The organism is Clostridium sp. (assembly GCF_036569345.1).
Lineage (GTDB): Bacteria > Bacillota > Clostridia > Clostridiales > Clostridiaceae > Clostridium_AD.
In genome coordinates, this window is the sequence record NZ_DATCQT010000035.1 from 1 (window position 1) to 13,211 (window position 13,211).

Below are 13,211 nucleotides of genomic sequence, written 5' to 3' on the forward strand. Positions count from 1 at the left end.
GTTACAATTGAGTTGTTAAACATTTATGTTTTCTCCTTAGTTATGTTTTGTGTAGTGACTTAATTATAACAGGAGAATGCATAGATGTTTTTCTTTTTTTGATATATGGAAATTGGTGGAATCATTTTCGCTCATTTATAGATTATACCAATTTATAATAACATAAGCAATTTCATTATCATATGCGTTTAAAATTTCATACATTAACGTTAATGCTGGGATCACAATTAAAAAAAGCATTCCATTAAATTTTAATGAAATGCTTTTACCTAATATTATCTAACTACATACCTTTATCTTATGAATACATATTCTACATCGGAAGATAGATATTCATTGTAACCATATCTACTTTTGTGTAAATAGTTATTACCTTTATTGAATTTACACTGTATTCTGTTAACATCAAAAACTAATTAGGAATAACTATTACTGATACTTTAGCATTTCTAACAACCTTACTCGTTACAGAACCAATTATTCTATATAAACCTTTTTTATTACACTTTGTCATTATTATTATATCATGACTATCTTTTTCAGCCTTTTTTAATATTTCATCTGCAGCATATCCCATAATTGAATACTTTTCAACGTCATAACCTTCCAGTTCCTTTATCGCTGTATTTAATACCAATTTACTTTCCTCAGCTAAATAGTCAAATTCATATGGATTTGAATCTGGCGTCGAAACTATCATCTTGTTAGTTAAAATTGTTTCTACTACATTCATTAATGTAATGGAAATATCATCCTTATTAAAGAAATCTTTTAACCAATTAATAGAATGCAAACTTCTTTCCGTACCATCTAATGGAACTAAGATTTTTAATTTTTTCATATACAACGCCTCCTTATATTACTTATATATACATCATAACATGTAAATAAATAAATGTGTGAAATTACTCATATCAAATAGGGTTTATATTTAAGAAACCTATTATCCACACTCCAAGGTGTTCGTTTTAAATTAAGATTAAACTACCATTTAATATAAACAGCAGGCTTAATTAAATCTTTTGGCTTTTCATCCATTAATATGAAGGCATCTTTGATTTTGTCAAAGCCTTCAAACTTATAATTCAATAACTTCTCAGGAGCAATTCGCCCGTTTTTAATTAAATTAAGCATTTTCTCCATTCTGAGTGCACCCCCAGGGCAAAATCCACCGCGGATTGTTATATCAGACATACCTAAACCCCATTGATATGTTGGTATGTTGAATGTATCACTGCCATCATAGAAATTTACATTTGCGACATTACCATTGTTCTTGACAATCTGCAGTGCCTGATTCATTGAAGTTGCATTTCCACCAGCAATAATAACACAATCTACCTTGCCGCCTTCCAAAGCCAAGATCTGTTCTACAACATCTCCACCTTTATAACTTACGATATCAGTAGCTCCATACTCTTTGGCAAGTGCAACGCAATTAGGTCTAGTACCAATTGCTATGATACGACCTGCACCTCTCAGTTTAGCACCAGCTACGGCCATCAATCCAACCGGACCGATACCAAACACTACTACTGTATCACCGAAATGAACATCAGCCATTTCAACGCCATAAAAACCTGTTGACATCATATCTGTAGCCATAAGCGCTGCATCAACTGACACACCTTCGGGCAATAACACCAAATTTGCATCAGCATTGTTCACAGAGAAAAATTCTGCAAATACACCGTCTTTTGATAAAAGAAATTTGAAACTGGTCATTAGACCTTCATCATGAGCATTATTGGCGTTTTTCTGTTGAAGTGCAGTTTTTTCCCAGTTTGGAGTGCAACATGGAACAACCACAATGTCTCCTGGCTTAAAATTCTTAATCATATTGCCTACTTCCACAACTTCTGCTACTGATTCATGCCCAAGTATTACATTTTTTAATCCACCTGCGCCACCATGCATTGCGTGGGTGTCTGAAGAACAAATTGCGACTGCGATGGGCCGTAGAACAGCGTCCATTGGACCAGCCACAGGCTTGTCCTTTTCAATCCAACCATGTTTACCACTTTCTATTACAGCATAACCTTTCATTTCAACATCCCCCTATTTTTTTATTTTCAAAAAATTCAATATATTCTGTAAACTGTGTAGTTCTATTTTAACATATTTTGTCTAAAAATACAATAATAAGTTGAACTTACTCTTGCCTATGATCTTTTCAATCTAATATATAATGCGAAACATTATAAGTTGATGCAAATGCTCCTGCTATAGCTACTGTACTACTTGCTGTAGCTATTACAGCAACTATTTGAGTTGCAATTTCAATTACCTGATTTACTGGTTCATTCCATTTATCGCCAAGTATAGACAAGAACCCAAAGATTAAAACTAAAACAACCATTATTGGATATGAAATCCAATAATGGTTGTTTTAAAGAAATAAGTTAGATACTTAAGTTAAATCTTGTATTTTACTTTGAAGTTCATCGTAAGAAATTATTCTAAGCTCGTATTGTTTCCTTGTATTTCTTATAGCTTCAAAGTTATCTATTTTCTTTCTAAACTTCATGAGTTTCTCATCATATTCTTGCTCTGACATAATATTCATTGCTAATGCCTTATCAAGTGATTCCTTTTGTAGTTTAAATTGCTCTTCTAATTGAGACTTTTCTTGGAGTATTACTTGATCTTTTAATCTCTTTTCAATCTCGATCAACTCTTTTTTAAGTTCATCTTTCTTTTCAAGTTTAGGTTCCATAAATTTAAGAATATCACTTACATCAATTCCAGGCATCTCGTTTGTTTTTAAAACATATTCAACATATTTCTCACCTATTTGCTTATATGCAGCATCTAGTTCCCCATCAATTGATATGATTTCAGTTTTAATATTGTTCAGTTTAGCATTTTCCCTTGAAGCAGTGACAACGGTGCTTACAGCAGCATTGGCAGCTTTACTTAAAGATTCAGTTGTTGCTTTAGTTGCAGCTTTTAAATTGTCAAAAAGACCCATTTGAACTTCCTCCTCTATTATAGACAATACAAAATAAAGATATTGCTGAATTTTGCATATTCTTATATAATGTATAATTCTACATCTTCTAGAAAATACCCTTCTTAATTATTTAGTATTTCACACAACTTTTGTAAATATTTTTAATAAACGTAAATAATGATTTGCTTCTCGTAATGTATGGTCAGCCAATAAAGGTATTATTATGGACTTAATTTTACACTCTACCAATCCTTGTGTACCTTGTGATTTAAATTTAGCTATTTCTATAGTTGCTTTAAGGCTGTCCTGCGTTACTTTTGAAATTGGAATTACTTTATCCATCGCTTGTTTAGACTCTTTTGTCAAATTATCAAACTCAATTCCAAAGTTATTTGCCATATTTATAAGTTCATTTTCAGTTGGATCAAGAAGTCCACGAATGAATTTCGAATGCTCAGCCATAATTCTATTCCAGAATGATTCTTGCTCATACATATCCCTCTCCAAATTAATTTCCTCACGGTTTTGAAGCCTTTGAACTAACTGAAGATAAAATTTTGCTTCTCTTAATATGTGATCTAAAAGTAAAGGGTAGTTATTTGTAAATATCCTACAAGATAAAACATTGGATAAAACCATAGTCTTAAATTGCGCTAACCCATTAATTAATTCCATTGCTCTATTATTAAGCATAAATACTCTTTGCGCAAGCATAGGATTGCCTATCATTAATGCATCATTTCCCATTAATCCCGCTTCCGCTTTTGTTAAATTAGTTGGTATATTTACCCCCGTGAAATATGCTGAAGCCATCTCAGCTTTTAATGTATAAGGTGTTATTACTTCACCAGACTGTAATACGCTTGAACTTACAACACCATTGGAAAGTGATATAGCGTCTCCTAAAAGTCTGTCAAACTCCATTCTGAAGTTATTCGCCTGCTGTATATAATTTGAGTCCTTTTGTGTAAAACCTATTGCTAAAAAGAATGAGTGTTCCTTCATGATTCTTGCAAAAAAAAGATGTAGCTCAAGGGATTGTCGTATAAATTCAGTACTAGATATCATGGTTAAATCTCCTTAAAAATTTTTATTCGTTATCATTATATTAATGTGTATAATAAAAGGTTACTTTTTATTATATGTATTAAAATAATAATGATAAATTAAAGAGTGATAAATAATTCTATCACTCTTCCGGTACATTTCTTTTATTTGTCTACATTTTTGGGTATAGATCATTATCTTTTAAGTGTTGCATAGTTCCTTTCTAAAACTCTACCCTATAGGGTACATTTTCTACCCCCTTGAGTGACTCTTTATACTATAGTTTAAACTTGTTTATCTCCTCTACCAACTTACTTGATGCATCTACTATATTTTGCGCACTAGATGTTACAGTATCAGCAGCAATTGTAAGTTCCGAACTTGCTGATGCTATTTCTTCAGCTGAGACTGAATTATCTTCGGCAACTAAACCTATAGCGCCTAGTTTTTTAATTACCTCTGCTGATTCGCTACTTACAGCTGTTACACTCTTAGCTGCATCATTTATATTCGGTACTAAAAGCTCAACATTACTTATTATATCCTTAAAAGAATTTATTGCCTCCTGTATACTATTAATTTCAGTGTTGAAGTCATTAGTAACTGTAGATGTTAAACCTACTAACTCTAAAGATTCTCCATTTATAACACCCAATAATCTAGTTATTTTACCTGCCGATACCTTGCTTTGCTCTGATAACTTTCTAACTTCCTCAGCTACAACCGCAAAACCCCTGCCCTGCTCTCCTGCTCTTGCTGCTTCTATACTCGCATTTAGAGCCAATAGATTAGTTTGATCAGCTATCCCATCTATCATACTATTTATTTTACTGGCTGCCGCAACACTTTTACCTAAGTGATTCACTTTAACCTTCATAGTACCAAAAGACTTGTTTATAGCTTCTAAAGAAACAGCTAAAGCTTCAAGTTCAGTATTACTCTTCACAGCCTTGTTACTTATCTGTTCCGAAGATGTATTAGCCGAGTCAATTAAGTCAACAGATGTTTTCAATGTTACCTCAAAAGACACTAAGGAAGCATTTACATCTATTAAACCCTCTGATTGCTTACTTGAACCTTTTGCAACTTCCTCGATTGAACCAGAAACCTGTTCCATAGATGCTGACAATTCTTCAGATGTTGAGGATAGAGTTGCCGTTTCATCATTTATTGAATAGCTTATATCTTTTATACCCGTAACTACTTTCCTTAAACTTGCCTGTATTTCATGTATAGACTTTGCTAATGAATTTAATTCACCAGTACTTTGTACAGTTATATTACTAGATAAATCGCCTTCAGCTATACGTTCCGCTTCTGTTGTTAAATCAAGTATTGGTTTAAACATTTTAATAGCTACAAGACCAGCTAAGAAACTCATTATTAATAATAACAATACTCCTAATAGAATTATTTTGAAATTTAATGATTTGGCATTACTATCGAGAATTGTCCCCGTTGTTACAACTATAGTGTTCATTTCTGACATGTTTATTGTTCCAACTAGAGCTATTTTAATGTCTGGAATTTTAACTACAACTGCTAATTTAGGCTCATTATTGTAAGTGTACTTGATTGCTTTTGTTAACACTTTGTCACCTACTATAAAGTCTTTTATTTCCGGAATAGGAACTACTTTACCTATTAAATCTAACTTATCCCCAGCCTTTTTATTGTAATCTATAGGATGGTCTAATATAATACCATTATTATCTGTTGTAAACACATAACCCTTTTCACCTATTTTTACATCCCGTATACTACTACGTATAGCCTCAGCATCTACATCTATACCAATAACCCCCAGTAACTTACCTTTACTATCTACTAAAGTTTTAGTTACAGATATAGAGGTCTCATTACTACCAGTCCCAATATAGGCATCCGACCAAGCTATTTTACCTTTATTATTTACCGCATCTTTGTACCATTGCTCATTTCTAGGATCATAACCTTTAGGTAGTGTATTTTTATTGTTACTACTTGAATAAAGTGTCATTTTACCATCGGGTGTTCCTAAGTAAGCATACTTTATACCATCTACTCTTGTTGCGGCATTCTCTAATGATTTTTTTAACCAAAGTACTGTAGTATCAGTACTTGTAGCAGATGGTACAGTAACTGTTGCAGCTGTAGCTGTATCTGGCTCTATGACTAAACTTTGCATTACGCGCTCATACACTAAAAATCTATTTCTTATTGCACCGCTTGTCGCTTCTACTTGTCTTTGTATACTCTGAGTCTGTAATTTATCTACTTCGCTGGCTAACCCAGATGCTGATTTTTTAAATGTGCTATTTAGACTAAACATAGTAACGGCTATTAAACAAATTAAAGTCACAGCCACAGTCACGGCTATCATTGATGCCATCTTAAAGTTTAAACTCTCATGTAACTTAAAATTCTTTTTGTTATTCCCCATGAATTTTATACCCCCTTCTGAACTTTTACAAACATGATAACAATATGTAATTTCGATTGCTATAATTCCATTATTCTACAAATAAACCAAATACCCTCTATAATATATAATTTCCTTTTGTAACACCAATAAAAACAACACTTTAGTATTAGCCTCAATTATGTTCGTATTAAAAAAATGACAATTTTACAATATGCTATATGCTTTTATTAATATCTCCATACACAAAATGGCTTAGTTAATCCTAATTATTTTATAGCTATATTACTTAATAACCATAAATAAACCAAAAAAAATAACACCAACAATTATGTTAGTGCTTATATAAAAGCTCATGTAAATTACCCAATTAAAACTCCTCCGTTATTCCATATTTTCCCTCTGATCATCAATTTATTTTATCAATAACTATTGGGTTAAGTTTAACGTCCGGGGTTGGTATAAAGATATTCATGTGTGCAAAAAATAACTTAAACACCATAGAAACCTAAAATCTAAGTTTCTATGGTGTTTGAGTTCTAAGTACCTATTAAAATTCATACCTATCTGGGTATTCTTCATTACCTTCTATTTTCTCTGAAATTAATTTTAATACTAGTTTTTGGGCATTAACATCAAATAAATCCATTTGATTATAAATAATTGATGCCATCTCATTGATTACTACTTCCTCACTAATATTATATGATTTTTTATCCAAAGTTACTCTAAACCCCTTTGTCTTATTGCCTCCAGAGTTTTTATAAAATTTTTCATCCCACATTCCTTCTACCTTGTTTCCTTCATAATCTGTTATACTTTTTTGCATCATTAATAACCCCTCCTTCTAATGTAGCTGTTTATTCTCTTATTATAATTTTTATATGCTATTCCCTCATTTTTTATTCTTGTTTTTGTACCTTCAGTTACAGAACCTAGGTTACAAACTCTACCATATATCAATAAAAGATATCTTCTTGTAATTTTATATAAGAAACAATGTAAGTATAAATGTTGTTAATATTGTGACTATACCTTGAAGCAGCGTGGCAACTGTTTGAGTTTTGTATGCAGTCTTTACATCCATTCCTCCAAATTGTGACACAACCCTGAAATAGCTATCATTAACATGGGACACCGTCATTGCACCAGCACCTATTGCCATAACTACAAGAACCTTTGCGATCTCAGTTGTGAAACCTAAAGCAGGCAAGATTGGGAATAATAAAGCTGATGTGGTAACCATTGCTACAGTTGAAGACCCTTGTGCTGTCTTTAAAGCAGCAGCTATTATAAATGGAACAAAAATCCCTATATTTAAGGACTGTAAGCTTTGGCCTAAATAATCTCCAATTTTTATTTCCTTTATAACATTACCAAGAGCTCCACCTGATGCAGTTATTACAAGTATTATGGCTGCGTCCTTAAGTGCTACCCCTACCCAGCCGTTTAGTGTCTCTTCATTAAGCTTTGGAACTAGCATAAATGCAAATACAACACCTACGAATAATGCATTTACTAAAATGCCTTTAAGACATAACACTACTTATTGTATGTAATAAATTATGTTGCATTATCTAATATTTTATTTTAATCTTATTAACATAGTTCGACAAATTTCCTCGATTTCCCTTCAAAATTTGTATAATAAAGTAAAAGTTCCAAGATATAAATCTTACAATTTGACCTCTACAATAACATAAAAAAAGCCAGCAGATAAATAAATATCCACTAACTCTATTTCTCTAAGCTATATCAAATACACTTGTAACAGTTTATTGCCTTTAATACATCATGTGAATCTACAAATTCATCTCTTTAAGCTCCATTTCTTCTGTAAGTTTTACTATTTCATCAATTATATTTCCTATATGCTCTATAGTATCTAATAGTGGTTTTTCTGTTGTTATATCTACTCCTGCCATTTTAGCAAGTTCTACCGGTGTTTTAGTTCCTCCTGCTTTTAATACTTTTCTCCAGTCATCTACAGCAGGCTTACCTTCTTTTAAAATTCTGTTACTCACCTGCGTAGCTATGGTAAGTCCAGCACTATATGTATATGGATAAAGTCCCATATAATAATGTGGCTGTCTCATCCATGTAAGTTCTGCACCATCAACGATTCTCACAGAATCTCCCCAGAATTTTTCTAGAATACCCTTTTTTATTTCATTAAGATTAGCGGCTTGCACACTTCCACCTGCATCTATTACTCTATAAACTTCTCTTTGATAAGCAGCCTCTAATAAATGAGTTACAAAATTATGGTAGTAAGTTCGGCTAATCATAGAAGATAATACCCATCTCTTAAATCTAGGTTCATCATTTGTTTTCATAAGATAATTTGACATAAGCATTTCATTCATAGTAGATGGTGCTTCTACAAAATATAATGACGGCTGCGCATTAAAAATATTTTGGTTTTTGTTAATTAACGTAAAATGACCTGCATGGCCTAATTCATGAGCAAGAACAAATACTTCCTTCATTTTTTCAGACCAAGATAGTAAAATGTATGGATGACTACCATAAGGAGTAGCACAAAATCCACCTGTTGATTTCCCTTTGTTTACAGCGAAGTCGATCCATTTTTCATCATAAGCTTTCTTTACCATTTCCACATAATCTTCACCTAATACTGATAATGCTCCCTCCACATATTTTTTCGATTCATCCACAGATATGATTGGCTCATAAGTTGGGTCAACTTCAAGCTTTAAATCTGCAAAGGTCATTTCGTCAATTTTATGAATTTTTTGGAGCAATTTTGCATATTTTCTCATATGCGGTGCTAACTTTTCCATGATTATATCTATTTGTCTATCATATAATTCCCTCTCAACCTGTTGAGGAAATAACAAACTATCTATAACAGAATTAAAACCTCTAAGCGTCGCTAATGTTTTTTCCTTTTGAACATGAGTTTGATAAAGTGCTGCTACTGTATTTTTATATTCTCCGAGTTTTGAAGAAAATGCTTTAAAAGCTGCTCTTCTAATTTTAGTATCAGTCTCATACTCCCATCCATCTTCAAAAAGTACATAACTAAGAGGATATTCAGTGCCATCCACACTGAAATTTTCAAAATCCATATCACTTAATTTAGTTGTTTCATATGTGGAATAAGCAGAATCTAGTGTTCCAGATAAAGCGGATAATACCTTCTCTACTTCCGGGTGTAATGAATATTTTTTTAATCTTTTTATCTCACTTAAATAATGGCTATTTTCTTTTGATTTCTCAATTGCTTCATCTATTATTTTTTCATCCACTTCATTAATTTCGCTTGCTACAAAACTTAGTCTACTTTCAATATTCGCTAATATGTTTATAGACTTCATATATCTAGCTTGATTTTCTACATTAGATTGATCCGTAGAAACCTTAAGACTTGCATAAGTTGAAATAAGGTCTTCACTTTCCATTATAATTCTCATTTTATCCAAACAGTCATTTATATAACTAGCGTTGTTCAATTTTTCTTTATAGTTTTTTTCTATTTCTATCGTAAGCTCTTCTAAACCTTTTATAGCTAAATCATACTGTTTCTCTGTTAGGTATAATGAAGATAAATCCCAAGTAAGTGACTTGTCTACATCCTTTCTTTCTATTAAGGCTGTTTTCATACTATAAATCCTCCTTATTTAGTTAGATGCTGTTTCCAAACACATTAATATACATAAAATGTATTACATATATATTCTATATCAGACTTATGAATTCCTTTAAAGATGCCCATACAAAGTTTCTTTCGTGAATCTCTAACAAAAAGTATTGATTTTATCCTAATAAAGTTGTAAAGTGTAATGATATAACAAATTTGCTAAAATTATAAATCAGAAAGGAATTGTTTAATTATGAAAACAGAATTAGAAAAAAAATTCGGGCTTGTTACTGCTATAGCGATGGTTGTTGGTATCGTTATAGGTAGTGGCGTTTTCTTTAAGGCAGAAAAAGTATTAACTGCAACTGGGGGAAATCTTTCACTAGGTATTTTGGCTTGGGTTATTGGCGGTATTATTATGATTTCTTGTGCCTATACTTTTGCTGTAATGGCAACTAAATACGAGAAGGTAAATGGTATAGTAGATTATGCAGAAGCTGCTATGGGTGAGAAATATGGATATTATGTTGGCTGGTTTATGGCACTAATTTACTATCCAACATTAACATCAGTACTAGCATGGGTTTCAGCTAGATATACTTGCGTATTATTGGGATTCCCAATTACAGGTGGAGAGAGTATGACTATTGCCTGTCTATATTTGATAGGTAGTTATGCACTAAACGCATTATCACCAATTTTATCTGGTAAATTTCAAGTTAGTACAACTATTATAAAACTCATTCCACTGGTTTTAATGGCTATAATTGGGACAATCGTAGGTATCCATAGTGGTATGACTATGACTAATTTTACAACAGTAGTAAAAAAGGTAAATACTGCGAATGCATTATTTACAGCAGTTGTTGCAACCGCTTTTGCATATGAAGGTTGGATTATTGCTACAAGTATCAATGCTGAATTAAAAGATGCTAAGAAAAATCTTCCACTTGCTCTCGTTGGAGGCACTTTTATAATTATGATTGTTTATATTCTTTACTACATAGGACTAGCTGGAGCTGTAACAAACGAAGTTATGATGAAAGGCGGAGAAGCTGGAGCTAAATTGGCATTTCAAAAAATATTCTCCTCTGCAGGTGGTACTCTAATATTTGTATTTGTTATTATTTCTTGTCTCGGAACACTAAACGGATTAATGCTCGGATGTACTCGTGGTATTTATTCATTAGCAGCAAGGGGCTTTGGACCAAAACCAAAAATATTCAAACAAATAGATAGTGAGACTAATATGCCAACAAATTCATCTATACTAGGACTACTTCTTTGTGCTATATGGTTATTATATTTCTATGGTGCTAACTTAACAAAACCTTGGTTCGGATTCTTTTGTTTTGATTCATCAGAATTACCTATAGTTACTATTTATGCATTATATATTCCTATTTTTATTATGATAATGAAAAAAGAAAAGGATTTAAGCTCATTTAAAAGATTCATAATGCCTACTATTTCATTAGCAGGATGCGTATTTATGATAATTGCTGCTTGTTTTTCTCATAAAATTGCAGTTGTTGCATATCTAATTGTCTTTGCAATTATAATGGCTATTGGTTCTTTGTTTTCAAAAAAAGTAATTATTGATTAGGAGCTATTATATAATTAAAAGATATAATTAAAAGATATTATTAATGAAGACAAGCCTCTATGCATGGCTATTGATATATCATATTAACAATAAGTAAAAGCCATTTCCTTTCAGAAATGGCTTTTACTTTTTTCATCTGGTAAATACCAATTCTACCATCGAAGATAGATATTCATTATAACTATATCCCTCTTCATTAAACTCCTTAAGTTCATTTGGCGAAATAATATTATTTTCAATAATAAAGCGGCTCATAAGTCCTCTTGCACGCTTTGTGTAAACAGTTATTCCTTTGTATACTCCATTTCTATACTCCTTAAATACTGGTGTTATAACTTCTACATTGAGTTTACTAATATCTATCACTGTAGAATATTCCTTTGATGCTAAATCTATTAGTATATTATCGTTTTGCATTTGTATTTCTCTTTTGAGATAAGTAGTCAGCTTACGATTCCAAAAGCTATATAAATTATTGCCTCTCCTATTTTTCATCTTAGTTCCCATCTCTAACCTATAAGGTTGGATTAGATCAAGCGGTCTCAATATGCCATATAAACCTGAAAATATTCTTAGATGTTCATCAGCAAAAGATAACTGCTGCTGACTTAAATTTTCTGCACTTATTCCTTGATATACAGCACCATCAAATGCTAATAAAGCCTGCTTACCATTTGATAAATCATGCTCTTTTTCCCACATAATATGCCTCATGAAATTCTGCTCCGCAAGTTTACTATTTACTTTCATTAATCCTTCCATTTCTGGTGGAGAGTATTTTATAAGTTCTTTAATTAAGGAACTAGCCTCGTTAATAAACATAGGCTTTGTATATAAATTAGTATTAAGCGCCCTTTCCATTTTCAAAGTTTTTGCTGGCGATAATATTGTAATCATTAGTAACTCACCTCGGCATAATTATATCATAATGTATTTTAAGGGATCCCCTGTTTAATTTAGAAATCCCTTTTACCATTTTATATATTTCTTTTATTTTTATATTTCACTAAGAATCTCTTCAACTAATGCTTGTTCATACCTTTCTATTTTGCTCTTTTTCTGTTCTAGAACACCTACAGTTTTATTTTTTATAAAGAATGCAACAACTATTCCTACAAAACATACTAGAGTTGCAACTAATAATGTATCATTTATAGCAGCTACAGCTACTTGCTTAATTCCAGAATCCCTTACCGCATGAAAAGCTTCCCTATGACCTAAAATTGTAGTTAATATAGCGATTCCAAAAGAACCTGAAACCTGTTTAACGGTACTGTTTAGTGCTGTTCCCCTTCCTGTAAGTTCTCTAGGAATAGCATTCATTCCTGCAGTTTGTGTAGGCATTATCGCAAGCCCCATTCCAATACCGCGTACCATCATAATCATCATTACAGTGTTATATGATGTTTCCAATGTAAGCCTACTTAAAAAATAAGAAGAAATAGTTAATATAGAAAGGCCTATAATTGTTAACCATTTAGCTCCAAACTTATCAAATAACCTTCCACTTATAGGCATCATAATTCCTGTAACTATTGCGGCAGGCAGCATCAACATTCCCGCTTGCATAGGTGTATACCCTCTAATGTTTTGAAGGTAT

12 protein-coding genes are annotated in these 13,211 nt (G+C 32.0%); 1 reads left to right on the top strand and 11 read right to left on the bottom strand.

What is annotated here, in order from left to right; genetic code table 11:
* Nucleotides 1-412: 412 nt before the first annotated feature.
* From VIM70_RS03045 to pepF, 9 genes are all read right to left on the bottom strand, one after another.
* Nucleotides 413-841: a universal stress protein gene (locus VIM70_RS03045; RefSeq protein ID WP_331944007.1), complete on the bottom strand. Its 429-nt coding sequence runs from the start codon at nucleotides 839-841 to the stop codon at nucleotides 413-415.
* 143 nt (nucleotides 842-984) lie between these two features.
* Nucleotides 985-2,046, bottom strand: a complete 1,062-nt coding sequence (locus VIM70_RS03050) for a zinc-binding dehydrogenase (protein ID WP_331944009.1) — start codon at nucleotides 2,044-2,046, stop codon at nucleotides 985-987.
* A gap of 127 nt (nucleotides 2,047-2,173) precedes the next feature.
* Nucleotides 2,174-2,359 carry a hypothetical protein gene (locus VIM70_RS03055; protein ID WP_331944011.1) on the bottom strand — a complete coding sequence of 62 codons (186 nt, stop codon included), beginning with the start codon at nucleotides 2,357-2,359 and terminating at the stop codon, nucleotides 2,174-2,176.
* A gap of 51 nt (nucleotides 2,360-2,410) precedes the next feature.
* Nucleotides 2,411-2,971, bottom strand: a complete 561-nt coding sequence (locus tag VIM70_RS03060; protein WP_331944013.1) for a hypothetical protein — start codon at nucleotides 2,969-2,971, stop codon at nucleotides 2,411-2,413.
* 120 nt (nucleotides 2,972-3,091) lie between these two features.
* Nucleotides 3,092-4,021 carry a DUF2935 domain-containing protein gene (locus VIM70_RS03065; RefSeq protein ID WP_331944015.1) on the bottom strand — a complete coding sequence of 310 codons (930 nt, stop codon included), beginning with the start codon at nucleotides 4,019-4,021 and terminating at the stop codon, nucleotides 3,092-3,094.
* Nucleotides 4,022-4,277: 256 nt separating this feature from the next.
* Entirely contained in the window at nucleotides 4,278-6,422 is a 2,145-nt protein-coding gene (locus tag VIM70_RS03070) for a methyl-accepting chemotaxis protein (protein ID WP_331944017.1), read from the bottom strand.
* A gap of 529 nt (nucleotides 6,423-6,951) precedes the next feature.
* Nucleotides 6,952-7,233, bottom strand: coding sequence for a hypothetical protein (locus tag VIM70_RS03075; protein WP_331944019.1), 282 nt, complete (start codon nucleotides 7,231-7,233; stop codon nucleotides 6,952-6,954).
* A 153-nt stretch (nucleotides 7,234-7,386) separates the two neighbouring features.
* Nucleotides 7,387-7,944 carry a hypothetical protein gene (locus VIM70_RS03080; protein ID WP_331944021.1) on the bottom strand — a complete coding sequence of 186 codons (558 nt, stop codon included), beginning with the start codon at nucleotides 7,942-7,944 and terminating at the stop codon, nucleotides 7,387-7,389.
* A 259-nt stretch (nucleotides 7,945-8,203) separates the two neighbouring features.
* Nucleotides 8,204-10,027, bottom strand: coding sequence for an oligoendopeptidase F (gene pepF, locus VIM70_RS03085; RefSeq protein WP_331944023.1), 1,824 nt, complete (start codon nucleotides 10,025-10,027; stop codon nucleotides 8,204-8,206).
* A gap of 231 nt (nucleotides 10,028-10,258) precedes the next feature.
* On the opposite strand from pepF, the gene VIM70_RS03090 reads away from it, so the two are divergent.
* Entirely contained in the window at nucleotides 10,259-11,611 is a 1,353-nt protein-coding gene (locus VIM70_RS03090; RefSeq protein ID WP_331944025.1) for an APC family permease, read from the top strand.
* Nucleotides 11,612-11,743: 132 nt separating this feature from the next.
* On the opposite strand, the gene yaaA is transcribed toward VIM70_RS03090, so the two are convergent.
* Together yaaA and VIM70_RS03100 are read right to left on the bottom strand one after the other, a co-directional pair.
* Entirely contained in the window at nucleotides 11,744-12,508 is a 765-nt protein-coding gene (gene yaaA, locus VIM70_RS03095; RefSeq protein ID WP_331944027.1) for a peroxide stress protein YaaA, read from the bottom strand.
* Between the two features lie 99 nt (nucleotides 12,509-12,607).
* Nucleotides 12,608-13,211 (bottom strand): MFS transporter (locus VIM70_RS03100; RefSeq protein WP_331944029.1); only part of this gene is annotated, 604 nt, incomplete at its 5' end.

What these genes read in the sequence shown, in the direction of transcription:
- VIM70_RS03060 (WP_331944013.1), bottom strand. Translation starts at nt 2,971, where the DNA reads ATGGGTCTTTTTGACAATTTAAAAGCTGCAACTAAAGCAACAACTGAA.
- VIM70_RS03045 (WP_331944007.1), bottom strand. Translation starts at nt 841, where the DNA reads ATGAAAAAATTAAAAATCTTAGTTCCATTAGATGGTACGGAAAGAAGT.
- pepF (WP_331944023.1), bottom strand. Translation starts at nt 10,027, where the DNA reads ATGAAAACAGCCTTAATAGAAAGAAAGGATGTAGACAAGTCACTTACT.
- VIM70_RS03055 (WP_331944011.1), bottom strand. Translation starts at nt 2,359, where the DNA reads ATGGTTGTTTTAGTTTTAATCTTTGGGTTCTTGTCTATACTTGGCGAT.
- VIM70_RS03090 (WP_331944025.1), top strand. Translation starts at nt 10,259, where the DNA reads ATGAAAACAGAATTAGAAAAAAAATTCGGGCTTGTTACTGCTATAGCG.
- VIM70_RS03065 (WP_331944015.1), bottom strand. Translation starts at nt 4,021, where the DNA reads ATGATATCTAGTACTGAATTTATACGACAATCCCTTGAGCTACATCTT.
- VIM70_RS03070 (WP_331944017.1), bottom strand. Translation starts at nt 6,422, where the DNA reads ATGGGGAATAACAAAAAGAATTTTAAGTTACATGAGAGTTTAAACTTT.
- VIM70_RS03050 (WP_331944009.1), bottom strand. Translation starts at nt 2,046, where the DNA reads ATGAAAGGTTATGCTGTAATAGAAAGTGGTAAACATGGTTGGATTGAA.
- VIM70_RS03075 (WP_331944019.1), bottom strand. Translation starts at nt 7,233, where the DNA reads ATGATGCAAAAAAGTATAACAGATTATGAAGGAAACAAGGTAGAAGGA.
- yaaA (WP_331944027.1), bottom strand. Translation starts at nt 12,508, where the DNA reads ATGATTACAATATTATCGCCAGCAAAAACTTTGAAAATGGAAAGGGCG.